A 25,656-nucleotide genomic window follows, 5' to 3' on the forward strand; every position below is an offset into this window, starting at 1 on the left:
ATATCAGACGTTGGCCTCAGCCACCAGACCCATGTCAGCGCTGCACATGAGCTTCTCGATGTCCAGCAGCACCAGCATGCGTTGCTGTTCGGCCTGATCTACGGTGGCGATACCGATGATGTGCTGGGTGTTGACCGCCCCATTGAAATCAGGCGCTGGTTTGACCTCGGTGGCCTGGATGGCCGCCACGTCTTGCACCGCGTCCACCACCATGCCCACCACCCGGTTGGCCACGTTGAGCACAATCGTCACGGTCTGGCTGTTGTAGGCGACCTCGGCCATCTCGAACTTCAGGCGCATGTCCAGAATCGGCACGATGACACCTCGCATGTTGAGCACCCCCAGGACGTAGGGCGGCGCGTTGAACATCCGGGTCGAGGTCTCGAAGCCCCGGATCTCCTGCACCTTGAGGATGTCAATGCCGTACTCCACCGAGCCGAGCTGAAAGCTCAGGTACTCGCGCGGGGGCGTGGTTGAGGGGGTCGGGCTGGCAGAGCCCGTGTTGTTGATCGCGGTGTTTTCCATGATGACCCAGTCCTTGTGGTGGATGCCATCAACACATCAAGGCGCCTCTTAAAAGGCCCCGACACTGTGACAGCGGTGGCAAACAAAAAAGGAAAAGCGCGGGGAAGGCAAACAGCCACGGACCGTGACCATGCGAAGAGGTGTGGTTCCAGCGCGGCTGGTGTTCAACCTGTTCGGCAACCCCGCTGTCTTTTCTGCCTGTGGCAGGTGTCAGACCGGAGGCTTTGCGACCTTGGCTTTCGCTCAAGTGTGCCAAAAATGCCACATTTTACTAGGGTTTTCCCTTGTTTTTCGTGGTCGAGGGGCGGGCATGGCCTGGTGCCGCTTGGGTGCTCCAGGTGTGCTGGTGATGCTACAACCAGCGTCCAATCTTGTTTTTTCTCAAAAGAAACAAACTGAGCACAAAGGCCAGCCAGAGCAGTGTCACGTAGATCCAGATGGCCTGGTGGGCACGGGCAAGGGCCTCTTCAACCGGTGACACATACGAGAGCTCTCGACCATCCACCACGGCAGAGAGCACGAGGTGATCCTCCAGGAAGGAGGTTTTGATGAGTTTCAAATGGGACAGCGTGGGCTTGGCGCTGTCCACCAGCGCACACAGCTCGGTGTTGACCTTGCATTGGATCTTGATGGCGCCTTCGGGGCATTGAACCTGCAACTTGGTTTGCGCCGCGGTGAAGCGTGTGGACTCTGCGTTGGCGCTGCAGGCATTGGTGTAGCCGGTATGGATGTCCGGGAACCGGGCGGCATCCACGGTCAGCAGACAGGCCAGCACGAACAGCAGGAGGGAGGCGGTGAGACGTTTCATCAGTTGTCTGCTCTTCGCGCGATGTGGACGAGACGTTCCGTCAGTTCGCAAGCAAAGCCGGTGATTTTATCGTGACAGGCCCCGCCGTCGCGTGATGCCGCGGTGGCGCGTTGCGCCGGCGACCAGCCAGATGTCTGCGGGCCACCGGCATCTCCAAATTCGATACGACCATCCAATCTTTGTCATCCGTGCGCGCAGGGCGCTCGGGAGAATGCGTTTTTTCTTTGTGAGCCTCCCATGACACCAAGCACCTCGCAGCGCACCACCCCACCGTTGTTCACTGGCACACACATGCTTTTCGGCGCCCTGGTGGCGGGCCTGTTGATGGACATGTTGCTCAAGCAGCTAGGCACATCGGTGGCTGTCTGGGCCACCGTGGCCTGGCGCTGGACCTTGGGTGCGCTGATGTTGCTGCCGCTGGTCATGGTGATGTTTGATCGACCTGATTGGCAGGCATGGCGCCCTATCCATGTGATGCGCTCGGCGCTCAACCTCATCGGCACGTATGGGTTGGTGTTTGGGCTGCAAAAGCTGTCATTTGCACTCGTCATCACCATCTTTTTTGCCGAACCCTTGTTGACCCTGCTGCTGGCAACCCTCATAGGACGGCAACCGCTGCATGTCTGGCAACTGATTTTCAGTATTCTGGGCTTGGCCGGTGTTGGCTTGGCCACCTGGGGTGACGGGTGGCGCACGGGCTCGTTTCAGCCAGAGGTGGTGTTGGCCGCCAGCGTGGCGCTGGCTGGTGCCTTTGCCGGTGCCCTGATGACCGTGGTCACCCAAGTGCACGGGCGGGGATGTTCGTCCTTGTCTCTGGTGTTCTGGACGGCGGTGTCAGCCGCGTTGGTGGGTTGGTGGCAAGCTGGCCCCTGTGCCTGGACCGTACCCGCTGCCGACCTGTGGCTGCTATGCCTGGTGGCTGGCCTGGGCTGTGTTTTCAGTCTGCTCTGGGTGGCTGCGCTCAAGCGTGTTGCGGCCAGGGTTGCAGCACACATCATGTACCTGACATTGCCACTGGGTGCTCTGGCGGGCTGGTGGGTTTTTGACGAGTCGCCTCACACCGTGTCGGTTGTGGGCAGTGTCAGCGTGTTTCTGGCTGTGTTGGCGGTGAACCGTCTGGCAGCCAGGGGTGGGACCCAGGCCTAAGACGAGGTTGACAGCTTGCTGGTGTCCTCCAGCCGCTGGAGCAGCCAAACTTTCAGCCTGTCCACGGTCTCGTCTGCCGAAGGGGACAGGCGGTGAACCAGGTAGTAGGTCTGGCCACTTTCGTAGGTATTGGGGTGGGCGTACACCAGTGCACCCGTTGCGATGTCCTCCTGAATGAACAACGGGTCGGTGATGGCGATGCCCTGGCCCCGCAACGCGAGTTGCAGCGCCGCATCGGTGGTGTCAACCGAGGTCTCCGCCGCCAAGGTGATAGGGGTGTTGCTCCAGCATTGAACCCATTGCGCCCATTCCTGCCCGTGGTCGTCGGCGTGGATCAAGGGCAGGTGCTGCAGCTGGCTGGCCGAACGGATCGGGCCAAAACGGGCCAGGTGATCGGGGGTACACACAGGAACCATGCGTTCCCGGTAAATGGCTTGGGCATGGTTCGCTGGCCAGTCTCCCAGCCCGTAACGGATGCCAATCTCAAAATCTTGATCCTCGGGGCTGATGCCGCGCCAGCGTGGGTAGAACCGCACCCCCTCAGGGGCATCGCTTTGTTTGAGCAGCCAGCGCAAAGCCAGGGACGGCGTGACCTTGACACGCAGGACCTCGTGTTGACGCGCCACTTGCTGGACACCGCGTTCGATGATCCGAAAGGCTTCGTTCAGATGCTCTGCCAGTTGTGCCCCGGTGGGTGTCAGGCTCAAGCCGTCCCGCCGCAGGAACAATGCCACCCCAAGCTCATCCTCCAGCAAGCCAATAAAGCGGCTGACAGAGCTTTGGCTGACCGACAACTTGTCTGCTGCCTTGGTCATGCTGCCAAGCTCGGCGGTGAGCTTGAACACCTGAAGTGCTTTGAGGGAGGGCAGTCTGTTCATGTGGGTTGATCAGAAGATGGTTGTGTCTTGGCGCAGTGTTGACCTCAACCCAAGCCCAGCGCCTTCTGTGCCAATTCCAGGAAAACCTCGCGCTCAGCGGGTGTCAGCGGCGCCAGGATGTCGGCCTGCAAGGCTGTCACCACCGGCCGGCAAGCCGCCAGCAATTGCTCACCCTCGGATGTGAGGTGAAGCTGGCGTGCCCGGCGATCCTGTGCGCTGACCACGCGCTGTACCAGGCCCTTGCGTTCCAGGCGGTCGATCACGCCGCCGATGGTGGCGCGGTCAAAGCTGATGGCCGTGGCCAAGCTGGCCTGGTCGATGTCGGGTTGTAAAGCAATGGCGTTGAGCGCGGCAAATTGCACCGATGTCAGGTCGAAACCCGCAGCCTGCGTCTGGATCTGAAAGACTTGCATCGACTGCTGGTGCAGCCGCCGTATCAAGTGCCCAGCCATCTTGGTTCCGCCCATGTGTGCCTCCGTTCGTCGCAAACCACGCTCCCAACCCCACCCGTTGGTACGGATTTTATGTCCTGCTTGACGATTATAGTATGTATGCATATCATATGCTTGCGTTCTTTAAATAAGCCAACAAACTACCTGAAGGAGACAGCATGCAATTTCACCTGAACGGCTTCAACCCCGGCGATCCCGATGTCCTCGCGGCAGCGCCAAACCACCGGCGCGAGGGCGACCCGTTACCGGACACGGTCGATGTGCTGATCGCCGGTTCCGGGCCGGCTGGCCTGTGCCTGGCCGCCCAGCTGGCCCAGGTGCCGCAGATCCGCACCGTGCTGGTCGAACCTAAGCTCGGGCCGATGGAAAAAGGCCAGGCCGACGGCATCAGCGTGCGTTCCATGGAGATGTTCCAGGCCTTCGGTTTTGGCGAGAAGGTTTTGCGCGAGTCGGTCTGGATCAACGAGACCACCTTCTGGTCACCCGGCGCGGATGCGCCCCTCCAGCGTGTTGCCCGCGTGCAGGACGTGCCCGACGGCACCTCCGAGATGCCCCACGTGTTGATCAACCAGGCGCGGGTGCACGACATGTTCCTTGACGTTATGCGCCGCGCACCCACCCGACTGGAACCCGACTACGGCCTCAAAGTGATTGACCTGGTGATTGACCCCAACGCAGCCGAATACCCCGTCACCGTCACGCTGGCGCACACGACTCCTGGCCGCGAGGGCCAGACCACGAAGCTGCGCGCCAACTATGTCATCGGCTGCGACGGTGCCCGCTCAAACGTGCGCAGCGCCATTGGCGGTGCGTTACATGGCGATGCGGCGCACCACGCCTGGGGTGTGATGGATGTGCTGGCCGTCACCGACTTTCCCGACTGGCGCATGAAATCTTTTGTGCGTTCACACGACGAGGGCATCCTGATGGTGCTGCCGCGTGAGGGCGGGCACCTGGTGCGCCTGTATGTCGAGCTCGACCGCCTGGGTGAGGACGAGCGTGTCGCCGACCGCGGCATGGGTGCCCAAGACATCATCGCCAAGGCGCAGCGCATCTTGCGGCCGTTCGAGCTGGACGTGAAAGAGGTGGTCTGGTGGTCGATCTACGAGATTGGTCACCGCCTGACCGACAAATTCGACGACGTACCTGGTGACCAGATTGCCACACGCGCTCCCCGGGTGATGCTGGCCGGTGATGCCTGTCACACCCACAGCCCGAAAGCCGGGCAGGGTATGAACGTGTCGATGGGCGACACCTTCAACCTGGGCTGGAAACTGATCTCTGTGCTGACTGGCCGCGCCGCCCCGGACCTGCTGCACAGCTACTCTGGTGAACGACGCGCCGCAGCCAAGGGCCTGGTGGAGTTTGACCACAAATGGGCACGTGTTGTGGGTGCCCGGGCTGAGGACGACAGCACGGAGGGCTTGCCCCGCGTGGCGCGTGAGTTTGTCAATAACCTGCCGTTCACCTGCGGCCTGACCATCCAGTACGAACCCAGCGCCCTGACTGGTGCTCCCACGCATCAGCAATTGGCGACCGGCTTCGACATCGGCAAGCGCTTCCATTCAGCCCCCGTCATTCGTTTGGCCGATGCCAAACCCATGCATCTGGGCCATTGCATCGAGGCCGACGCGCGCTTTCGCCTGTTCATTTTTGCCTCGGCAGACGACGCCGGAGAACCGGGCGGCAGCGTCGCCCAGTTGTGTGACTGGCTCGAACACAACCCGGCCTCACCTGTGCGCCGCCACACCGCGCCGGGGGAAGACGTGGATGCCGTGATCGACACCCGGGCAGTCTTCCAGCAGGGTTTCCGTGCGCTTGACTACGCGGCCATGCCCACGCTGCTGCGACCCCACGTGGGTCGCTACGGGCTGTGCGACTACGAGAAGGTCTTCTGTGCCGACCTGAAGCGCGGTGAGGACATTTTTGAGATGCGTGGTATCGATCGGGCAGCAGGCTGCATGGTCGTCGTGCGCCCGGATCAATACCTGGGCCAGATCCTGCCGCTGACTGCGCGTGATGCGCTAGCAGCCTATTTCGCCAGTTTCCTGCGCGTGCGCGGCTGAGAGGCCAACGCAAACGGGTGGTAACGCGGCGCCATGCTGTGACACAACCGGCAAAACGCAGTGTTGTGTCATGATCTAGTTTGCTATCATAGAAATAGTGGTTTATCCTTTGAGAATAAGGGTTTTATGCCATTTTTATGGTCTTCCTTTGGGGGGAGCCTTGCAGGAAGACCGGCTTCGCTGTGATGCGGGTGCCCGTTTTAGGCTGATAGCTGACTTCCATATTTCCAGACAGCGGTCATCCAGATACTATGGTTTTGCGCTGTAACGTTTGAATTGAGCGGACTGCGCGGCTTTTCGCGCAGGTCCGCTCGAATGATGGGTTGGGCCTTGGCTAGTCTTCATTCTCTGCATAAACATCGAAATAGATGCCGACGTTCCGCTCACCCAGAAACTGCATGAGTTTGGGGCCAAGTTCAAACTCTTCATTCCCGCTAGATAGGGAGAGGCCAACAGAAATGCGAAGTGCACCAAGGGTTGCAACTTGGCGCCAGACCTCAAGTTCCCGAGGAAGGCGGCCAAGAAGCTCTTCGATTGCTGCTTCAATGTCCCATTCATCGGTTTGGGCCGACTTCAGTAAATGTGTCCAGCGACCAAACTTTGGCACTCTCTTTGTGCTTCCGTCTTCTCGTTGCAACGGAACATCTTTGGTTTGACACGCAGTCGGTTCCACTCCAAACAACCGTGAAACTTCTTCGGGGTGGAGTTCGTTAGCCGTGACATGGAGGGCCGCAGAGAACCAACCAATAGGGCCACCCAGCGTAACCGTCCCAGGTGGAGCGTCTGACGGCGGCGATGGTCGAGGATGCTTCATGTAGAGGCCCAACGTTGAAATTGTGGGGCGGCGAAGCCGTCCCACACGAACGCAATGTTAGGCATGTTATTTCCTTGAGTGGTGATAGCGCCAATTGGCTAGGCATATGTAAGCACAGACCAACACGCCGAGCGAGAAACCAACACCATAAAACCAAGGCTTCAATTCTGGCGATGGTGCTAATGTGCTGGCCATTTCGGCGAAGAACCAGCCGATGGGGGCAAATGGCAAGGTCGGTGTCATCGCAAGCACGGCGACACCCTCACCGTAATGCTAACGGAGTGGCACGTAAGCTAATGGCAGGGCTGATATTGCGTTCAGTATCAGCCAGTCTTGCCGTCCAAGTTTCCACTGAATGCCAAGCTTCATTGAAATTGTCATCGTAATATTGACCGCAAATTCATGCGATACAACGTAGCTGCTTTCACCACAAAACCCAGCACATGCGCTTGTTCCATATGAGTAGTCCGCTCCACTAAAAATAGCGAAAAGCCCGGCAGTGCCTGCGTAGCAGGGTTATCTGACCATCGAGCAATTCTCACACCACCGATATGCGCTTGAAATCCCCTGTTTGGGGGATAACGGTGAAGGACCGCTCCCGCTGCAGTGCCGGTCTACGTTTTTCTCCAAACCCGACATCCAATTTTGAACGCCTGCTTCCCAGAAAACTGGCTGGCTCTTTAGGGCTGATAGCTTACTTCCATATTTCCAGACAGCGGTCATCCAGATACTATGGTTTTGCGCTGTAACGTTTGAATTGAGCGGACTGCGCGGCTTTTCGCGCAGGTCAGGCCGCGGCCCGTCAGGGCCGTCGCGCCTGCAGCGAAGTGTTAGCGGGCAACACACGCTGGAACTCCAGTTTGAGTGCTGATACTAGCTCTGGGGCCCCGGACACGCTCAACCCCGCATAGGTTTCCGACTCAACAACCAGTGATCCGCCAGGGCCTACTAGTTCCCAGTGAGAGATGTCTTGGGAACTAGCCACTCCAGACCACTCTGAATCAAGTTGATAGCCCAGCGCACGCAATGCCTCGCCGAGACTCTTAAAGAGTGCGTCGTCAGTTTCAGAGCCAACAATCCAGTGTTCGGCACTCATTTTCCTTGCCCGCTAACGTGCGAAGTGAGGGGCCGCCGGCAGGCGGTCCCTCTCGACTGGCGGGTTAGACATGGTGCCAACGGAGAAAAGTCGGCGCTGGCAAGACGGCGTGAAATTGCTCATTCTGAAATATCAATTCTTTTCGGGGTCTCGCGGAATACTGCGAAGAAGCCAAGAGAGGGGATATTCGGTGAAACTTCTACTGGCCATAGCGCAGTAGAAATGGCGCGGAGTCCCTTTTCAAAAATGGCTACGATGAAGACCGCAACAAACATTCCCATGCCGCCCTGAGCACACCCAGCACCCCGACACTTCAACTGAGTTTCCATTTCTTGATAAAACACCCAAGCAAACCATACGCTGCCGAACAAAAACAGCGTTAATAAAAGGAACTGGCTTATTGCTGCCAGCCTTCTCTGGACGGAATAAATTGGCGATACCTTCAGGATGGCCTGCGCCATCCTAACCAACTGTGTCGGTATTGCGATTGCTGGTAGTAAGCCAATCAATGCAAGGAAAACAATGAAGCCTGGATCACCCATGATGTCTAACTTTGATGTATCCCGCAGATTTGCCGGATAACGAGGTAGCCAGTCAGATAACGTGTTTCATTTTTCTTCAAAAAACCTCTTTTTTTCATAGACTTACAGCAATATACTGTTTTTATGCACAGGCACATTGCTTCTGACAAAGTCGCCACTCCCGTTTTGCGCTCTGTTCGACTGCTTGAGCAGCTCCGTGAGCGCATTTCTTATCTGCACTATAGCCCCCAAACTGAAAGGGCCTACCTACATTGGGCTTGGTTTTTTCATCCATTGGCACGGAAGCAACGGCGCCAAAAGCCCGCTTAATGCGCTCACTGGACTTTCGAGTTGAATGTCTGCTTGCGCTGCGTACCTGCCGTTTAACCATCAATTTGGCACCCGAATTTTGTCTCCTAGTTCGCGTTTAAAGGTCGCTCGCAAACAGGGGATGGGTTGGGGCGGTGGCCAATTTCTGGGCCTTTGACAGTATGAGGCCGCCACGCCAACCCATCCCCTGTCACTCGCAGCCGTTGGCACTGCGATCTATCAGGCTGATTCCATCCCCACCGCACCCCACAACCTCGCCCCCGACACCTCCAGATGTGTCAAATACACCCGCACTTCAAACTCGAGCTGGTGGTACCGCGGCTCCATGTAATTGCAGAGTTGGTAAAACGCCTTGTCGTGCTGGCGCTCCTTGAGGTGAGCCAGTTCGTGCACGCTGATCATTTTCAGGAACTCTTCGGGCGCTTGTTTGAACAGGCTGGCCACGCGGATTTCGCGTTTGGCTTTGAGTTTGTTGCCTTGCACCCGGCTGATGGTGGTGTGGGTGCCCAGCGCGTGTTGCACCACCTGTAACTTGGCGTCAAACGCCACTTTGGCCAGCGGCTCGGCGCCACGCAGGTGCTCGGATTTGAGCGCCTGCACATAGTCAAACAGTGCCTTGTCGGTGCGCACCGTGTGGCCTTGCGGGTATTTTTTGAGCAGCCAGTCGGCCACGCGGTCTTGTTGCAGCAGTTGCTCGACCTGCGCGAGCGTCTCCAGCGGGTAACCCTGCAGGTAGCGCAGGGGCCGTGCGCTACCTGGGTTCACTATCGTAGGCATAGCTATCAGCCCTTGATTTATAAGGGCTAGAAGCCAATTTTTCTTAAACTTCTCGGCGCAGGGCCGGGAACAGGATCACGTCGCGGATGCTGCTGCTGTCGGTCAGCAACATCATCAGCCGGTCTAAGCCCACACCGCAGCCGCCGGTGGGTGGCATGCCGTATTCCAGGGCGCGGATGAAGTCGTGGTCGTAATACATGGCTTCGTCGTCGCCACTGTCTTTGGCAGCCACCTGGGCCTGGAAGCGGGCGGCCTGTTCTTCGGCGTCGTTCAATTCGGAAAAGCCGTTGCCGAACTCGCGCCCGGTGATGTAGAGCTCAAACCGCTCGGTTACTTCGGGGCGGCTGTCGTTGGCGCGGGCCAGCGGGCTGATTTCGGTCGGGTGCTCCATGATGAAGGTCGGCTGCCAGAGCTTTTCTTCCACGGTTTCCTCGAAATACAGCACCTGCAAGCTCGGCAGGCTGCGGGTCGAGATGTGGTGTTTGGCCTCGGTGATGCCGAGTTTGGGCAACACCGAGCGCAGCCAGTGGGCGCTATCGACTTTCAGGCCCGAGCCGTCGGCGAGCATCTGCCCGGCTTCGGTGTATTTGCAGATGGCTTCATGAATGGTCAGGCGCTCAAACGGCTGTTCCAGGTCCACGGGTTTGCCGGCGTAGCTCAGTTGCAGCGTGCCCAGGGCGCGTTGGGCGGCGTCGCGGATCAGCGCTTCGGTGAAAGTCATCAGGTCCTGGTAGTCCCAGTACGCCGCGTAGAACTCCATCATGGTGAACTCGGGGTTGTGGCGCACGCTGATGCCTTCGTTGCGGAAGCTGCGGTTGATCTCGAACACGCGATCAAAACCACCCACGATCAGGCGCTTGAGGTAGAGCTCGGGCGCAATGCGCAAAAACATCTGCTGGTCCAGCGCGTTGTGGTGGGTGGTGAAGGGTTTGGCGTTGGCACCGCCGGGGATCGGGTGCAGCATCGGGGTTTCGACTTCCAGAAAGTCGTGTGCCACCATGAACTCACGGATGCCGCTCACGGCCTTGCTGCGCGCCACAAAACGCTTGCGCGTGTCTTCGTCGGTCATCAGGTCGACATAACGCTGGCGGTACTTGACCTCTTGGTCGGCCATGCCGTGGAACTTGTCGGGCATCGGGCGCAGGCTTTTGGTCAGCAGGCGGATTTGAGTGGCATGGATCGACAACTCGCCGGTTTTGGTCTTGAACACGAGGCCTTCAGCGGCCACGATGTCGCCCAGGTCCCAGTGTTTAAAGGCGGCGTAAATCTCTTCACCGACATCGTCACGCTTGATGTAGACCTGGATGCGCCCGGTGCTGTCTTGCAAGGTGGCAAAACTGGCCTTGCCCATGACCCGCTTGAGCATCATGCGGCCCGCGATCTTGGCGGTGGTGGCTTGCTCGACCAGCGCTTCAGGCGTTTGCTCGGCGTGTGTGGCAAACAGGTCGGCGGCGTGGTTGGCCGGTTTGAAATCGTTCGGGAAAGCCACGCCTTTGCCTTCAGCCTGCGCCTGGCGCAGTGCCTTGAGCTTGTCGCGCCGCTCGGCCATGAGCTGGTTCTCGTCCTGGGGGGCTGGGCTGGGGGCGGCGGTGATGGGTTCAGACATGTGCGTCAATCAAGAGTGGGTGGCGGCCAGGTGGGCAAAAGCCCGCACGCGGGTTGGAGACAAGGCAAAGCTGCGTATTTTAAAGTGCCGCGCTGTCGCTATGATGCAGCGCACCTGACTTGCTTTGTTTTGACACCATGCTGTACCAAATTTTTACCCTGCTGCTTGAGGTTGTTGTTGGTTTGCTCAGCGGCGCCTGCCTGCTGCGTCTGTACATGCAGTACCTGCGGATTCCGATGTCGACGCGCTCGGGCAACCCGCTCGGACGTTTTGTGTTTGCACTGACCGACTGGATCGTGCTGCCGCTGCGCAAGGTGATTCCGTCGGTGGGTGCACTCGACACCGCCAGCCTGGTGGCGGCTTTCCTGCTGCAGTTGGCTGAATTTGGCCTGTTGTGGCTGCTGGCGGGTGCGGCCGGTGGTTTGTTTGCGGTGCCGATCCTGGCGCTGTTTGGTTTGCTGCGGATGACGGTGTCGGCGATGACCGGCGCGGTGATTGTGTATGCGGTCTTGTCCTGGGTGCAGACCAATTCAGTGATCGCCGATGTGCTGGAGCGCTTGGTGAGCCCCTTGCTGGTGCCAATCCGGCGCGTTTTGCCGCTGATTGGTGGGGTGGATTTGTCGCCGCTGGCGCTGCTGGTGATTTTGCAGATTTTGGCCATTGTGCTGGGTAACCTGCAGGCAGCGGCTTTACTGGCGTTTTGACGGGGCGCTGCCCTTGGCTTTTTTTGCAGCTTGGGGTTTGGGGGCCGGTGTCTCCAACTCGGTCAGCCGGATCAGCTGGGTGATCCAGGGGCGGTCGTCCAACGCATCCTCAATGAGAAACCAGGGTTTGGCACCGGGAAAGGGGTGAGCCTCCACCGGGTTGCCAATCCACACCCACCCGGCCTCGGTGGGTTTGACAAACAGCTGGTTGTCACACACCAGCGCCACCACCTTGCCACAGCAGTAGATGGCGTATTCACCAAACATCTTGCGAGAGGACACCGGCCCGGCGCCGCTGACCTGGTCACAGACGTAGTCCGCGAAGGATGCGTCTGAGGCCATGTTTGCCGGGGTGAAAGAGGGCTGGTTTAACCGACCGCGTCGGCGCTTTGGCGGGTCAGCATGGCCAGCGTGTTGGCAATGGTGGCGCGCAGCTCGCGGCGGTCACAGATCAGGTCCACCGCGCCCTTGGTTTGCAGGAACTCGGCGCGCTGGAAACCTTCGGGCAGCTTCACGCGCACCGTCGACTCGATCACGCGCGGACCGGCAAAACCGATCAGCGCCTTGGGTTCGGCCATCACCACGTCGCCAAGGAAGGCAAACCCGGCGCTCACCCCACCCATGGTCGGGTCGGTCAACACACTGATGTAGGGTAGGCCTTTTTTGGCCAGATGGGTCAGCGACGCGTTGGTCTTGGCCATCTGCATCAGCGAAAGCAAACCCTCTTGCATGCGCGCACCACCAGTGGCGGTGAAACACACAAACGGCACCTTCTGGTCGATGGCGGCTTGCACACCGCGGGCAAAACGCTCACCCACCACGCTGCCCATGCTGCCGCCCATGAATTCAAATTCAAAACACGCTGCCACCAGGCCAATGCCCAGAACGCTGCCACCCATGACCACCAGCGCATCGGTTTCGCCGGTGTTTTCCAGCGCTTCTTTCAGGCGCTCGGGGTATTTGCGGCTGTCCTTGAACTTGAGGGCGTCCACGGGCAAGACTTCCTGGCCAATCTCGTAACGGCCTTCGTTGTCCAGGAAGAAGTTGAGCCGGGCGCGTGCGCCAATGCGGTGGTGGTGGCTGCAGGTCGGGCAGACGTTCTGGTTTTGCTCCAGATCGGTCTTGTAGAGCACGGTTTCACAGGCCGGGCATTTGATCCACAGGCCCTCGGGCACGGCACGCCGGTCTTTGGGATCGGTTTGCTGGATTTTGGGGGGAAGCAGTTTTTCAAGCCAACTCATGCTTTTTTCCTTCTGGATCAGGGACCCGGCGCGCCGCAGGGCGCTCACCGGTCCGGTAAAAGTGTCAAGGGCGGATTATGAATCCAACGCGTTGCGAACACCACGCAGGAAGTTTTGCGCGGTGCTGGCCACCTGATCACGCGGCTGATTGTCGATCAGTTGGATGATCTTGCTGCCAATCACCACCGCGTCGGCCACCTTGCCGATCGCTTGCGCGGTGGCCGCATCGCGGATGCCAAAACCCACACCGACGGGCACGTTCACAAACTGGCGGATACGCGGCAACATGGCTTCAACCGCATCGGTATCGAGCGTGCCCGAGCCGGTCACGCCTTTGAGCGACACGTAGTAGACATAACCGCTGGCGATGCGCGCCACCTGGGCCATGCGTTCATCTGTGCTGGTGGGCGCCAGCAGGAAGATCAGGTCCATCTCGTGCGCTTTGAGTTCGGCCGCGAATTCTTCACACTCTTCAGGCGGGTAGTCGACGATCAGCATACCGTCCACCCCGGCGGCAGATGCGTCCTGCACAAAAGCGCTGTAGTTGGCGCCGCTGGCGTGTTTTTGGTTGTAACGCTCCACCGGGTTGGCGTAACCCATCAACACCACTGGCGTGGTCTGATTTTGAGAGCGGAAGACCCGCACCATGTCGAGCACCTGGGCCAGGCCAATGCCAAAAGCCAGGGCTTTGTCACCGGCCTTCTGGATCACTGGGCCGTCGGCGCTGGGGTCGGAAAACGGCACACCGAGTTCAATCACGTCAGCACCGCCTGCGACCATGGCATGCATGAGTTCGGGGGTGACATCGGCATAGGGGAAACCGGCGGTGACAAACGGAATCAGCGCCTTGCGGCCTTGTGCTTGGAGTTGGCTGAAGGTGGCGGCGATGCGGCTCATTGCGAAACTCCTGAATCTGTAGCTGTCTGTCCTTTACCAACAAGGGCTACCGGCACATTGGACGTATTGCCCTTGACCGATTGACCTTGGCAGCTGGGGCGGCAGAAGAAGTCGGCGCCCGACAGGTCGGCCACGGTGCCGATGTCCTTGTCACCACGGCCAGAGAGGTTGACCAGAATCGATTGGTCCGCTCGCATGGTTTTGGCCAGTTTCATCGCGTAAGCCACCGCGTGGCTGGATTCGAGCGCGGGGATGATGCCCTCGGTGCGGCACAGGTAGTGGAAGGCGTCCAGCGCCTCGGTGTCGGTGATGCCGACATATTTGGCGCGACCGATGTCGTTCAAGAACGCGTGTTCGGGGCCGACGCCAGGGTAGTCCAGCCCGGCGCTGATGCTGTGGGTCTCGGTCACCTGGCCGTTATCGTCCTGCAGCACATAGGTGCGGTTGCCGTGCAACACACCTGGGCTGCCGCGCTGAATGGATGCAGAGTGTTTGCCACTGTCCATGCCCGCACCAGCCGCTTCTACACCGATCAGGCGGGTGCCTTCAAACTCGATGTAGGGGTAGAAGATGCCCATGGCATTCGACCCACCGCCAACGCAGGCCACCACCACATCGGGCTGGGCGCTGCTGCAACCAGCGGCTTGCAACATCTCGGGCATCTGCACCAGGCATTCCTGGCCAATCACACTCTGGAAATCGCGCACCATCATCGGATACGGGTGTGGCCCGGCCACGGTGCCGATGATGTAGAAGGTGTTGTCCACATTGGCGACCCAGTCGCGCATGGCTTCATTCAAGGCGTCTTTGAGCGTTTTGCTACCCGACTCGACCGGCACCACAGTGGCACCGAGCAGCTTCATGCGGTAGACATTGGGGCTTTGGCGTTTGACGTCTTCGCTGCCCATGTAAACCACACATTCCAGTCCGTAACGCGCGCAGATGGTGGCGGTGGCCACGCCATGTTGGCCAGCACCGGTCTCAGCAATCACGCGCGGTTTGCCCATGCGTTTGGCCAGCATCGCCTGGCCGATGGTGTTGTTGATCTTGTGCGCGCCGGTGTGGTTGAGGTCTTCGCGCTTGAGGAAGATCTGGGCGCCACCGACCTCACGGCTCATGCGCGCGGCGTGGTAGATGGGGGAAGGGCGTCCCACAAAGTGCGCCAACTCGGACTCAAATTCAGCGATAAAGGCCGGGTCGAACTGGTACTTCGCGTAGGCGTCTTTGAGCTCGTTGACCGCGTGGGTCAGGGTCTCGGAGATGAAGCTGCCGCCATAAATGCCAAAGTGGCCCCGGGCGTCGGGTTGTTGGTAGTCAGACATGATGATGGTATAGATTTGATAGCCATCAGCCCTTGATCTATAAGGGCTGGAGGCTTATTTGTTACACAGAAACTGGTCAGCTTGGCGAACCGCAGTCACAAACTCGGACATGCGCTCTGCATCCTTGATGCCTTTGTGCCCGGGCACCTCAATGCCCGAGCTGACATCCACCGCCAGCGATTTACAACGCGGGCGCAGTTCTCTGATGCCATCGATCACGTTGGCAGCGGTCAGCCCACCACTCAAGACGAGGTGAGCGTCGACGTTTGGAGGAAGCAGTGACCAAGTGAATGTTTGCCCGCCACCGCCGAACCCGTCAATGTGCGCGTCCAGCAAAATGGCTTGAGCCTGTGAATAATCTTGGGCGAATTTTAGAAGATCAAAGCCACGCCCGGCTTCACCCAGCGGAATACGGGCTGCACGCAGGTAGGGACGTTGCTCGGGGCCACAGGCATCTTGGCAGACCTGCGGCGACTCATCGCCATGAAACTGGGCGATAGCCCCCGCCACTGCTGAACAAGCTGCTCTGATTTTTGAGGTATCTTCGTTGACAAACAGCAGCACCGGCGTGACAAAAGGCGGCAGGCGACGCGCCAGCTCGGCAGCACGCTCCAGCGGCACATAACGCGGGCTTTTGGCATACAGCACAAAACCGACCGCGTCCGCACCCGCTGCCACGGCCGCGTCCACATCCCGCTCCCGCGTGAAACCACACATCTTGATGCGGGTGCGGCTGGCGGGGGAGACAAGCTGAGCTGAAGGTGACGTGGTGATCATCAAAGTGCTCCTGGCAGGCCGTCTAACAGGGTGGGGTGTTCTGGCAGACCCCAGCGCGCCTCGTAACGCGGGCCCACAAAATACAGGCCATAGGGGGAAAACGTGGGGGCGGCGGCGTCGCGGTCCCGCGCGGCCAGCACCTCCAAGATCCAGTCGGGCTCCTTGCGACCATCGCCGATCAAAATCAAACAGCCCATCAGGTTGCGGATCATGTGGTGCAAAAAGGCATTGGCCTCAAACTCAAAACGCCAATAGGCACCACGGCGGCTGATGTCTATACGCATCAGGGTTTTGACCGGTGACAAGGCCTGGCAGGCGCTGGCGCGAAACGAGCTGAAGTCGTGTTCACCCAACAGGTGTTGCGCGGCTTGCTGCATACGCTCCAGGTTCAAAGGGCGGTAAACCCAGCCGACGCGGCCCTGGTCGATGCTGGGGCGCACCGGTGAGTCCAGCACCACATAGGCGTAACGCCGTGAACTCGCGCTGGCGCGGCAATGGAATTCTGGCGGAACCTCTTTGGCCCATTGCACCGCGATGTCGTGCGGCAACAAGGCATTGGGGCCGCGCACCCAGTTGGCTTCGGGCCGTTGTGCCGGTGTGTCGAAATGGATCACCTGCATCAGGCCATGGACACCGGCATCGGTGCGGCCCGCGCACAGGGTTGACACCCGCTGGCCGGTGAATTCGCTCAAAGCCTTTTCGAGCTTGTCCTGTACCGTCTGGCCGGAAGACTGGCTTTGCCAGCCCTGGTAGGCCAGCCCGTTATAGCTGATGCCCAGCGCCAGCCGCATCAGATCACCCCCTTGATATTCTGGGCCGGAAAACCGACCGAACTCACAGCTTGGCCAGGGCGCTTTGGGCTTTGGACCGCAAATCACCAGCGGCTTCGGCAATCACCTCTTCGATCAGGGCGCGGGCGCCGTCGTCGTCCCCAATGGCACGGAACTCGTCGGCCAGGGCCAGTTTGGTCTCCAGCGGGTCCATGGTTTCGTCGACAAACTCGCCGGGCACGGTGACCTTGTCCTCTCCCAGGTCCAGTGACAGCGAGCCCAGGTCAAAGGACATCAGCTCGTTGTTGGCCTGGGTGGTGGCGTCGTTTGCAGCAGTGGATGCTGCGGCTTCGTCGGCCGTGGGTGGCAAGTCCAGTTGCAGCTCGGGGGTGTCCAGAGAGAAGTCCAGGTCGTCAGCCAGCGGGTCACGCACAGTGGACGGGCCGCTTGGCTCTTCCTGCGGGGCTTCAAAAGCGGGCTCTTCAAAAGAGGGTTCCTCTGCTGCAGGTTCGTCAACAGCCGGTGGCTCCTCGGGCAGCGTGGGCAAGGGTGTTTCTTCAAACGCGCTCAAGCCGGAAAACGCCGTGGGAATGGCGTCGCTGTGGGGTGGCGGCTCGGTCGGCTCGGGGACCGCTGGGCCGGGCAGATCGGCTGGCTCGTCCAGGGAGAAGTCCAGGTCCAGATCGAGGTCGCTCGGCCCGGTGGCGATGGGCGGGGGCGGTGCGTCATCCTGTGCCTTGGCCGCCGCGATTGGGCTGCCCATCGTGACGGTGGCGGGTGCAGACGGTTGAAAGTCGGGCAGCTGCGAGGGCAGGGGTTGGCCGCCCGGCAGGTAGAGCGCGTTGTCCGGGTCGATGGCCAGACCCTTCTCGCAAATCTGTTCCCATTCGGGGCCGGTGCCGTCGGTCAGGTTGAAGGCGAGGGCCGCAATCGCTTCAAACGCCTTGAGGTCACGGCGTTTGGCGTAGATGTCCAGCAGCTTCTGGTGGATCGCCACACGCTGTGGCTGGGTGCGCAGGGCGTCCTTCAAGATCTCTTCGGCCTGCAGGTCGCGGCCATAAGCCAGGTACACATCGGCCTCGGCCACCGGGTCCACATCGTCCACAGCGTCGAGCTGGCTGGGTGAGTAAACCATCGACGAGCCGGTGGTCAGGCTGTCACCGGTGTCCACATTCTGACCCCCACTGCCGCCTGAAAAAGCCAAGTCGCTGTTGGCAAAGGTGCTGTCGAGTTGTTCTGCTTGTTTGCGCTGGCGCCGCTTGTAAAGCCCCAAGCCTGCCAACAAGGCCACCAGTGCACCCGCACCGGGCAGCAGCATTGGGTTCTCCAGCAGGTCGTCGAAGAAACTGGTTTCGGGCGCGGGTTCTGGCTGTACCGGAGGTGGCGCCGGTTGTTTGGGCGGGGTGACTGCCGGAGTCGATGCGGGCTCTGAGGCTTTTACCTCGGCTTGCGGGGCTGGCACGGCTTCGGGGGCACTGGCCACCGGTTCTGGCGTGGAGGCTGCCGCGCTGGCAGGCGCACTGGAGGCTTTGGCCAACTGGTCCAGCTCCTGGATGTTTTTGGCCAACTCGGCCGAGCGTTGTGCCGCGGCTTCGGCATTGCGTTCCTTGGCCAGGGCCTCTTCGCCGGATTTGGCTTGCACACTGCCTTTGGACAAGGTCAGTTTGTCGGGGGTGGCAGCGGCTGGTTTTTTGTCGTCGACGGTGGCCTCAATCTTGCCACTGACGTCCCGGCTGGCGGGTGACAGTTTGGCGCCAGGCACATTGCTGGCCAGTTTGCGGCGGAAATCGTTGAAATCCTGGCTTTGGGCACTGATGATTTGAGTTGCCTCGGCGCGGCCGGTGGCCGTGGCCTGTTCCTGGCTCGGGAGGGTCACAATCGCGCCCGCTTTGATGCGGTTGACGTTGTCCTGGATGAAAGCATCCGGGTTGGCGCGCAACAGGGCCACCAGCATCTGGTCCAGCGAGACATTGGCGCTTTTGTGGGCGGCCGCAATGGCGCTGGCGGTATCGCCTGGCTTGACCTTGACGCTGGCTTCGGCAGAGGTGGCCTTTTGCACTGCTGGCGCCGCAGGAGCTGGCTCCATGGCAACAGGTTTGGCGGCTGCGGCCGCCGCTTTGGGTGCGGTGGGCTGGCTCGGCGTTGCGCTTGGTCGGGACACTGTGGGTGAGGCTACAGCCGCAGCTGCGGCGGCTCGGGTGGCGGGAGAAATACGTTCTGGCGCCGGTGCAGGCAGTTGTGCGCCCACCGGTGAACCAGCGGCCTGTTTGCGCAGGGCTGGCGGGTCAAACAGCATGGTGTAGTCGCGCACAATGCGACCCGAGTTCCAGCTGGTTTCCAGGATCATGTCGACAAACGGTTCACCGATGGCGCGTTCGCTGATCAGGCGCAGGTAGGCACGCCCATCTGGGCGGCGTTGAAGGGTGGCGCGCAGACTGTTCAGTGTTGGGTTGTATTCCAAGCCTGCCGCGAGAAAAGCCTCGGCAGGTGCTACTTTGGTGACCAGGCTAGCGGCTTCTTCGGGGTTGATGTCCAGCACATCAATTTCAGCGCGCAGTGGCTCGCCCAGTGCAGATTGCACGGTGATGCGCCCCAGCGACAACGCCGCGGCCTGTGTGCTCCATAAACCCATCAGCACAGCGATTGCCAAAGCGGTAAGTTGACAGGGGTGAGACTTCGCAATCAATTTGTGCTCTCCGGTTTACAGCCAGCCGAAGGTGGTCTGTTCAGGGCTGCACGCCCAAGGACTTGAAACAAAAAAAGCACCATAACATCAATATGTTAGCCTGACAAGTTAAGTCAGCTTCTTAGCAGAAGGTCTGCGCATTAAGACCGCCGGGAGAGCAATTCTATGTTGTAGAGTGGCAACGGCCTGACACGCGCACTTGGGCGCGTGTCAGGCCGCTAAAAACCGGTGCAGTCTGAAATCAGGCTTGCAACAAAATCCGCAGCATACGACGCAGCGGTTCGGCCGCTCCCCACAACAACTGGTCGCCCACTGTGAAGGCGCCCACATACTCCGGCCCCATGGCCAGTTTGCGGATACGGCCCACGGGGATGGTCATGGTGCCGGTGACGGCCACAGGCGTCAAGTCTTTGATGGTGGCTTCGCGGGTGTTGGGCACCACTTTGACCCAGGGGTTGTCGGCGGCGATCATCGCTTCGATGTCAGCGCTGGGCACGTTCTTCTTGAGCTTGAAGGTCAAGGCCTGGCTGTGGCAACGCATGGCGCCCACACGCACACAGAACCCGTCCACCGGAATCGCGGTGGAGCCAAAACCTTCGCCCTGACCCAAGATCTTGTTGGTCTCGGCCATGCCTTTCCACTCTTCCTTGGATTGGCCCCAACCGGCTTCATCATGGTTCTTGCCGATGCCCAGGTCCTTGTCGATCCAGGGGATCAGTGAACCGCCCAGTGGCACGCCAAAGTTGGCGGTTTCAGACGCACTCAGGCTGCGCTGTTTGGCGATGACCAAACGGTCAATTTCCAGAATGGCACTCTTGGGGTCGTCCAGCAGGGCCTTGACCTCGGCATTGAGGGTGCCGTACTGGGTCAACAACTCACGCATGTGTTGCGCGCCACCACCGCTGGCGGCTTGGTAGGTCTGTGTGCTCATCCACTCCACCAGACCGGCCTTGTAGAGGGCGCCGACACCCATCAACATGCAGCTCACGGTGCAGTTGCCGCCGACCCAGTTCTTGCCACCTTGGCTCAGTGCCGTTTGGATCACCGGCATGTTGACCGGGTCCAGGATGATCACGGCGTCTTTTTCCATGCGCAAGGTGGAGGCGGCGTCAATCCAGTGACCGGCCCAGCCCGCAGCGCGCAGTTTCGGGAACACGGCGGTGGTGTAGTCGCCACCTTGGGCACTGATGATGATGTCGCAGCGCTTCAGGGCGTCGATGTTGTACGCGTCCTGCAGCGTGGTTTCGTTCTTGGCCAGGGCCGGTGCTTGGCCACCCGCATTGGAGGTGGAAAAAAACACGGGTTCAATCAGCGCGAAGTCGCCTTCAGCCTGCATGCGGTCGATCAGGACCGAGCCCACCATGCCACGCCAGCCCACCAGGCCGACCAGATTACCGATTTTCATGAGAATGCCCTTTCAGATTGTCGAAATACACGGATTTCATCTGCCCGGCTCGTCTGGCCGGAAGGGGCGCGACGAACCAGGCTGAGTCAGCCAGTAATGGTTGTCGTTTTGGTCACAGCGGACCCTGCCAGTGCAACACCGGCAAAAACAGCTTCTGTAGCGCCAGCGGCGCCATCAGAAGGCAGGATGCGAATGTGTTGCATGGCACGATTGTAATTGCAAGGGCTACAGCGCTTTGACCACTGCGTTGCCCATCTCGATGGTGGAGACGCGGGTGGTGCCTTCACTGTAGATGTCGGGGGTGCGCAGGCCCTGGGCCAGCACGGACTTCACCGCATTTTCAATGCGAAGCGCGGCTTCTTCCTGGTTCAGGCTGAAGCGCAGCATCATGGCGGCACTCAGGATGGTGGCCAGCGGGTTGGCAATGCCTTGACCCGCGATATCCGGCGCACTGCCGTGGCTGGGTTCGTACAGTCCCTGGTTGCTGGCATTCAGGCTGGCCGAGGGCAGCATGCCAATCGAGCCGGTGAGCATGGAGGCTTCGTCGGAGAGGATGTCGCCAAACATGTTGCCGGTGACGATCACGTCGAACTTCTTTGGGGCCTTGACCAGTTGCATGGCAGCGTTGTCCACATACATGTGGTCCAGCGCCACATCCGGGTATTGTTGGCCGACTTCCGAAACCACCTCTTTCCAGAACTGGAAGGTTTCCAGCACATTGGCTTTGTCGATGCTGGTGACCCGTTTGCTGCGTTTGCGCGCCGCCTGGAACGCCACATGGGCGATGCGCTCGATCTCCGGGCGGCTGTAACGCATGGTGTCAAAGGCTTCTTCGGCCTCGGGGAAGTTGCCGTCGGTGGCGATGCGCCGACCGCGTGGCTGGCCAAAATAGATGTCGCCGGTGAGTTCGCGGATGATCAGGATGTCAAGCCCGGCCACCAGTTCGGGCTTCAGGCTGGAGGCGCCCACCAGTTCCGGGTAGCAAATGGCCGGGCGGAAGTTGGCGAACAGGCCCAGATTCTTGCGCAGGCCCAGAATGGCCTGCTCGGGGCGCAGGTGGCGCTCCAGGCTGTCGTATTTCCAGTCGCCCACGGCGCCAAAAAGGATGGCGTCGGCGTCCTTGGCCAGTTGCAGGGTGGATGCCGGCAGCGGGTGGCCCAGCGCTGCGTAGGCAGCACCACCGACGGGGGCAGTTTCAAGCTCAAAGCTCAGGTCAAGTGCGTGTAACACCTTGACGGCTTCCACCACAATTTCCGGACCAATGCCATCACCTGGCAAAACTGCAATTTTCATGATGTTGATGACTTTCTAAAGGGTTGGAGTCCGCGCCTTGCTCACCGGGTGCAAGCAAGGGTGGTCGACAAAAGGGCAGCAGGCGGCAAAGTGGCAGCATTTTTTCGCGGCAAGGGCATGCACATTTGGTGGTGCGACTTTGCAAGACGATGAAACAATAAAAATAATAGCTACTTAGCCAATCATGGTCTGGGCTAACCAGGGTTTTTGTGCTAAACGAGTGGCCTCAAAGGTTTTGATCTTGTCGGCATGGCGCAGTGTCAGGCCGATGTCGTCCAAGCCGTTGAGCAGGCAGTATTTGCGAAACGCCTGGACGTCAAACGGCAGTTCGTCACCATTGGGCTTGATGACCACCTGGCGTTCCAGATCTACCGTCAGCGTGTAGCCGGGGAAGGCTGCAACCTCGTCAAACAGCTGGCTGACTTGGGCCTCGCTCAACACGATGGGCAGCAAGCCATTTTTGAAGCTGTTGTTGAAGAAGATGTCGGCATAACTGGGGGCAATGATGGCGCGAAAACCAAACTGGTCCAGCGCCCAGGGGGCATGTTCACGCGAAGAGCCACAACCAAAATTCTTGCGTGCCAGCAGGATCGAGGCACCTTGGAAGCGTGGCTGGTTAAGCACAAAGTCGGGGTTGGGGCGGCGGCTGGCCGGGTCTTGCCCCGGGAAACCGGCATCCAGGTAGCGCCATTCGTCAAACAAGTTCTGGCCGAAGCCGGTCTTGCGGATGGATTTGAGGAACTGTTTGGGGATGATCGCGTCGGTGTCCACGTTTTCGCGGTCCATCGGTGCAACCAGCCCTTGGTGGATGGTGAAGTTTTTCATTTCTTGGCAGCGCTTTCAATTTTTTCACCTGCTTTTTGCAGATCCTGACCGACACCTTTGACGGTGTTGCAGGCAGACAGCAACAGCAGGGCAGCGGCACACACAAGGGAGAGGGTGGTTTTCACTGTGGGTTCCTTATGAAAAAGCTCAGGAGAACTTGCGGATGTCAACAAAGTGGCCGTGGATCGCTGCCGCCGCGGCCATGGCTGGGCTGACCAGGTGGGTGCGCCCACCGGCGCCTTGGCGGCCTTCAAAGTTGCGGTTGCTGGTGGAAGCGCAGCGCTCACCCGGTTCCAGTCGGTCGGCATTCATGGCCAGGCACATCGAGCAGCCGGGTTCACGCCACTCAAAACCAGCTGCCTTGAAAATCTCATGCAGGCCTTCGCGCTCGGCTTGTTCTTTGACCAGACCGGAGCCGGGCACAACCATGGCCAGCTTGATGTTCTTGGCCACCTTCTGGCCCAGCTTTTTCACCACCTGGGCGGCCTCGCGCATGTCTTCAATGCGGCTGTTGGTGCAGGAGCCGATGAACACCTTGTCGACAAACAAGTCGTTCAGGGGTTTGCCAGGCTCCAGACCCATGTAGGTGAGTGCCCGCTCAATGGCGCCACGCTTGTTGCTGTCTTTTTCCTGATCGGGATCCGGCACACGCGCGTCGATACCCAAGACCATTTCGGGCGAGGTGCCCCAGGTCACTTGCGGCACGATTTGGGTGGCGTCGAGTTCAACCACGGTGTCGAATTTGGCATCTGCATCCGAGTGCAAGGTCTTCCAGAAGGCCACAGCTTGGTCCCATTCCAGCGCTGCAGCCTCGGGCGATGCGGCATTGGCGCCAGGGGCCAGTGGGCGGCCTTTGACGTAGTCGATGGTTTTTTCGTCTACGGCCACCAAGCCGGCGCGGGCGCCCGCTTCAATGGCCATGTTGCACACCGTCATGCGGCCTTCCATGCTGAGCGCACGAATGGCAGAGCCGCCGAATTCGATGGTGTAGCCGGTCCCGCCTGCGGTGCCGATTTTGCCGATGATGGCCAGCACAATGTCCTTGCCGGTGATGCCGGGGGCGACCTTGCCCTCGACCTTGATCAGCATGTTCTTGGCCTTCTTGGCCAGCAGCGTTTGGGTGGCCATGACGTGCTCGACCTCGCTGGTGCCGATGCCATGGGCCAATGCGCCCATCGCACCCATGGTCGAGGTGTGTGAGTCGCCACACACCAGCGTCATGCCGGGCAGAGCGGCGCCATTTTCAGGCGCAATGACGTGGCAAATGCCTTGGCGCCTGGAGAGAAATGGGAAATACGCCGCTGCACCAAACTCTTTGATGTTTTGGTCGAGCGTGAGCACCTGTTCCTTGCTGGTGGGGTCGGCAATGCCATCGTAGCCATGCTCCCAGCCGGTGGTGGGCGTGTTGTGGTCTGCGGTCGCCACAATGGAGCTCACCCGCCAGACTTTGCGACCCGTCTCACGCAGGCCTTCAAAAGCCTGTGGGCTGGTGACTTCGTGGACGATGTGGCGATCAATGTAGAGGATGGCGGTGCCATCGTCTTCGGTATGGACGACATGGTCGTCCCAAAGTTTGTCGTAGAGCGTGCGTGCAACAGTGGCCATGGAGGGGTCTTCCTTAAGGGTTCAATTTTAGGTGGTCAACCAGTAAACGCGCCGTGCGCGGCAGGGTCGAGAAGTCACGTGCCACCAGCTCAATGCGGCGCTGGGCCCAGCTGTCTGTCAGGGCAACGGCGGCCAGATTGTCGGCGCCGTACATCAAGGTGAACGCACGCAGGGGCATGACGCCGACGCCCAGCCCGTTATGGATCATCCGGCACATGGCATCCAGGCCCGCAACCTGAATCCGCAGCTTGATACTGAGCCCCAGCGCGGCAGCAGCTTGGCGCATGGCCACATAAATGGAGCTGTTGGAATGCAGGCCCACGTGGTCCAGCGCCAGGGTGTCCGCAAACGCGACCGAAGCCTGGCGTGCGATCGCGTGGGTGCGCGGCACGATGAGCACCAACTGGTCCTGTCGGTAAGGCAGGGTTTGCAATTCGCCCACACCGTCGGCGGTGTTGCAGACCCCGAAGTCGGCCGCGCCCTCTTGCACCGCGCGGATGACTTCGGCGCTAAGGTGTTCTTCCAGGTCGATCTTGATGCCCTTGTGGGCGCGGATGAAGGCGCCCAAGTCTTCGGGCAAAAACTGCACGGTGGCCGAAATGCTTGCATGCACACGGACTTGGCCGCGCGCGCCATCGGCATATTCGGAGAGCTCGGTCTGCATGCGGTCCAGGCTGAAAAACACGCTGCGCGCATGGTGCAACAGGCTTTGTCCGGCCGGGGTGGGGTGCGCACCACGTGAATGGCGTTGCAGCAGCTGGCTGCCCAAGCTCGATTCCAAGTCACTCAGGCGTTTGCTCAGCGCCGATGGTGCAATGAACTCCCGCTCGGCCGCTTTGCCAATGCTGCCGGTTTCACAGACGGCCACAAACATCTGCAGCGAGGTCAGATCCATGCGGTGGGTGAGGGTGCGGTCGGTGGTGGGCATATATTCAGGCATCGTACTGAGCGACGTCTTTTTGTATTTTCCCATGTGTTGTGAAAGAAGGCATCGTATTTGGCGATGGAATATGTCGGCGCCGGGAATGCCTCAGTCCTGCATCACATCACATAACAGCTTGCGATGACGAGGCGCTTGGCATCCAGCGCCACACTGCCTATGACTTCAGATG

24 protein-coding genes and 1 riboswitch are annotated in these 25,656 nt (G+C 59.9%); of the genes, 3 read left to right on the forward strand and 21 right to left on the reverse strand.

Going from position 1 to position 25,656, the window contains the following annotated elements; genetic code table 11:
• Positions 1-3: 3 nt before the first annotated feature.
• Together KKO72_RS04355 and KKO72_RS04360 are read right to left on the reverse strand one after the other, a co-directional pair.
• Positions 4-525, reverse strand: coding sequence for a chemotaxis protein CheW (locus KKO72_RS04355; RefSeq protein ID WP_214935798.1), 522 nt, complete (start codon positions 523-525; stop codon positions 4-6).
• Positions 526-697: 172 nt separating this feature from the next.
• A riboswitch (cyclic di-GMP riboswitch) is annotated at positions 698-789 on the reverse strand.
• Between the two features lie 88 nt (positions 790-877).
• Positions 878-1,333 carry a hypothetical protein gene (locus KKO72_RS04360; protein ID WP_214935799.1) on the reverse strand — a complete coding sequence of 152 codons (456 nt, stop codon included), beginning with the start codon at positions 1,331-1,333 and terminating at the stop codon, positions 878-880.
• Positions 1,334-1,570: 237 nt separating this feature from the next.
• On the opposite strand from KKO72_RS04360, the gene KKO72_RS04365 reads away from it, so the two are divergent.
• The gene (locus KKO72_RS04365; protein WP_214935801.1) at positions 1,571-2,479 is read left to right on the forward strand and encodes a DMT family transporter; all 909 of its coding nucleotides are present in this window, start codon (positions 1,571-1,573) and stop codon (positions 2,477-2,479) included.
• Here KKO72_RS04365 and KKO72_RS04370 read toward each other — a convergent pair.
• Both KKO72_RS04370 and KKO72_RS04375 read right to left on the reverse strand, forming a co-directional pair.
• Positions 2,476-3,357: a LysR substrate-binding domain-containing protein gene (locus KKO72_RS04370; RefSeq protein ID WP_214935803.1), complete on the reverse strand. Its 882-nt coding sequence runs from the start codon at positions 3,355-3,357 to the stop codon at positions 2,476-2,478. The genes KKO72_RS04365 and KKO72_RS04370 overlap by 4 nt on opposite strands.
• 44 nt (positions 3,358-3,401) lie before the next feature.
• Positions 3,402-3,824 (reverse strand): MarR family winged helix-turn-helix transcriptional regulator, encoded by a 423-nt coding sequence (locus KKO72_RS04375; RefSeq protein WP_214935805.1) that lies wholly within the window; start codon positions 3,822-3,824, stop codon positions 3,402-3,404.
• Positions 3,825-3,967: 143 nt separating this feature from the next.
• On the opposite strand from KKO72_RS04375, the gene KKO72_RS04380 reads away from it, so the two are divergent.
• A complete protein-coding gene (locus KKO72_RS04380) occupies positions 3,968-5,875 on the forward strand; it encodes an FAD-dependent monooxygenase (protein WP_214935807.1) in 1,908 nt (635 codons plus the stop codon).
• Positions 5,876-6,209: 334 nt separating this feature from the next.
• Here the strand turns inward: KKO72_RS04380 and KKO72_RS04385 are convergent, their stop codons facing one another.
• The 4 genes from KKO72_RS04385 to lysS all read right to left on the reverse strand — a co-directional run bounded on the left by KKO72_RS04385 (position 6,210) and on the right by lysS (position 11,019).
• Positions 6,210-6,689 carry a DUF4279 domain-containing protein gene (locus KKO72_RS04385; protein ID WP_078366390.1) on the reverse strand — a complete coding sequence of 160 codons (480 nt, stop codon included), beginning with the start codon at positions 6,687-6,689 and terminating at the stop codon, positions 6,210-6,212.
• A gap of 1,215 nt (positions 6,690-7,904) precedes the next feature.
• Positions 7,905-8,327, reverse strand: a complete 423-nt coding sequence (locus KKO72_RS04390) for a hypothetical protein (RefSeq protein WP_214935809.1) — start codon at positions 8,325-8,327, stop codon at positions 7,905-7,907.
• Between the two features lie 528 nt (positions 8,328-8,855).
• Entirely contained in the window at positions 8,856-9,413 is a 558-nt protein-coding gene (locus tag KKO72_RS04395; RefSeq protein WP_214935811.1) for a YgjP-like metallopeptidase domain-containing protein, read from the reverse strand.
• A gap of 43 nt (positions 9,414-9,456) precedes the next feature.
• Entirely contained in the window at positions 9,457-11,019 is a 1,563-nt protein-coding gene (lysS, locus tag KKO72_RS04400; RefSeq protein ID WP_214935813.1) for a lysine--tRNA ligase, read from the reverse strand.
• Between the two features lie 137 nt (positions 11,020-11,156).
• Here lysS and KKO72_RS04405 point away from each other — a divergent pair, with 137 nt between their 5' ends.
• A complete protein-coding gene (locus tag KKO72_RS04405) occupies positions 11,157-11,723 on the forward strand; it encodes a YggT family protein (RefSeq protein ID WP_214935815.1) in 567 nt (188 codons plus the stop codon).
• On the opposite strand, the gene KKO72_RS04410 is transcribed toward KKO72_RS04405, so the two are convergent.
• The 13 genes from KKO72_RS04410 to KKO72_RS04470 all read right to left on the reverse strand — a co-directional run bounded on the left by KKO72_RS04410 (position 11,709) and on the right by KKO72_RS04470 (position 25,472).
• Positions 11,709-12,065: a TfoX/Sxy family protein gene (locus tag KKO72_RS04410; RefSeq protein ID WP_214935817.1), complete on the reverse strand. Its 357-nt coding sequence runs from the start codon at positions 12,063-12,065 to the stop codon at positions 11,709-11,711. The two genes, KKO72_RS04405 and KKO72_RS04410, sit on opposite strands and share 15 nt — an antisense overlap.
• Positions 12,066-12,091: 26 nt before the next feature.
• The gene (gene accD / locus KKO72_RS04415; RefSeq protein ID WP_214935819.1) at positions 12,092-12,964 is read right to left on the reverse strand and encodes an acetyl-CoA carboxylase, carboxyltransferase subunit beta; all 873 of its coding nucleotides are present in this window, start codon (positions 12,962-12,964) and stop codon (positions 12,092-12,094) included.
• Positions 12,965-13,039: 75 nt separating this feature from the next.
• Positions 13,040-13,861, reverse strand: coding sequence for a tryptophan synthase subunit alpha (gene trpA / locus KKO72_RS04420; protein ID WP_214935821.1), 822 nt, complete (start codon positions 13,859-13,861; stop codon positions 13,040-13,042).
• Complete coding sequence (trpB, locus tag KKO72_RS04425) at positions 13,858-15,183, reverse strand: tryptophan synthase subunit beta (protein WP_251140440.1); 1,326 nt, start codon at positions 15,181-15,183, stop codon at positions 13,858-13,860. Before trpB ends, trpA begins: the two co-directional genes overlap by 4 nt.
• Positions 15,184-15,237: 54 nt before the next feature.
• On the reverse strand, positions 15,238-15,960 hold the full coding sequence (locus KKO72_RS04430; protein ID WP_214935824.1) for a phosphoribosylanthranilate isomerase: 723 nt from the start codon (positions 15,958-15,960) through the stop codon (positions 15,238-15,240).
• Complete coding sequence (gene truA, locus KKO72_RS04435) at positions 15,960-16,751, reverse strand: tRNA pseudouridine(38-40) synthase TruA (protein WP_214935826.1); 792 nt, start codon at positions 16,749-16,751, stop codon at positions 15,960-15,962. The genes KKO72_RS04430 and truA overlap by 1 nt, the downstream gene beginning before the upstream one ends.
• A gap of 43 nt (positions 16,752-16,794) precedes the next feature.
• Positions 16,795-19,380 (reverse strand): FimV/HubP family polar landmark protein, encoded by a 2,586-nt coding sequence (locus KKO72_RS04440; protein WP_371736815.1) that lies wholly within the window; start codon positions 19,378-19,380, stop codon positions 16,795-16,797.
• Positions 19,381-19,657: 277 nt separating this feature from the next.
• Positions 19,658-20,815 carry an aspartate-semialdehyde dehydrogenase gene (asd, locus tag KKO72_RS04445; RefSeq protein WP_214935895.1) on the reverse strand — a complete coding sequence of 386 codons (1,158 nt, stop codon included), beginning with the start codon at positions 20,813-20,815 and terminating at the stop codon, positions 19,658-19,660.
• A gap of 231 nt (positions 20,816-21,046) precedes the next feature.
• On the reverse strand, positions 21,047-22,114 hold the full coding sequence (leuB, locus tag KKO72_RS04450) for a 3-isopropylmalate dehydrogenase (protein WP_214935828.1): 1,068 nt from the start codon (positions 22,112-22,114) through the stop codon (positions 21,047-21,049).
• Positions 22,115-22,288: 174 nt separating this feature from the next.
• Positions 22,289-22,939, reverse strand: coding sequence for a 3-isopropylmalate dehydratase small subunit (gene leuD / locus KKO72_RS04455; protein WP_214935830.1), 651 nt, complete (start codon positions 22,937-22,939; stop codon positions 22,289-22,291).
• Positions 22,936-23,064, reverse strand: coding sequence for an entericidin A/B family lipoprotein (locus tag KKO72_RS04460; protein WP_214935832.1), 129 nt, complete (start codon positions 23,062-23,064; stop codon positions 22,936-22,938). The genes leuD and KKO72_RS04460 overlap by 4 nt, the downstream gene beginning before the upstream one ends.
• A 22-nt stretch (positions 23,065-23,086) precedes the next feature.
• Positions 23,087-24,544 (reverse strand): 3-isopropylmalate dehydratase large subunit, encoded by a 1,458-nt coding sequence (gene leuC / locus KKO72_RS04465; RefSeq protein WP_214935834.1) that lies wholly within the window; start codon positions 24,542-24,544, stop codon positions 23,087-23,089.
• A gap of 13 nt (positions 24,545-24,557) precedes the next feature.
• The gene (locus KKO72_RS04470; RefSeq protein ID WP_214935836.1) at positions 24,558-25,472 is read right to left on the reverse strand and encodes a LysR family transcriptional regulator; all 915 of its coding nucleotides are present in this window, start codon (positions 25,470-25,472) and stop codon (positions 24,558-24,560) included.
• Positions 25,473-25,656 lie beyond the last annotated feature (184 nt).

Source organism: Rhodoferax sp. U11-2br (genome assembly GCF_018619435.1).
Taxonomy (GTDB): domain Bacteria; phylum Pseudomonadota; class Gammaproteobacteria; order Burkholderiales; family Burkholderiaceae_C; genus Rhodoferax.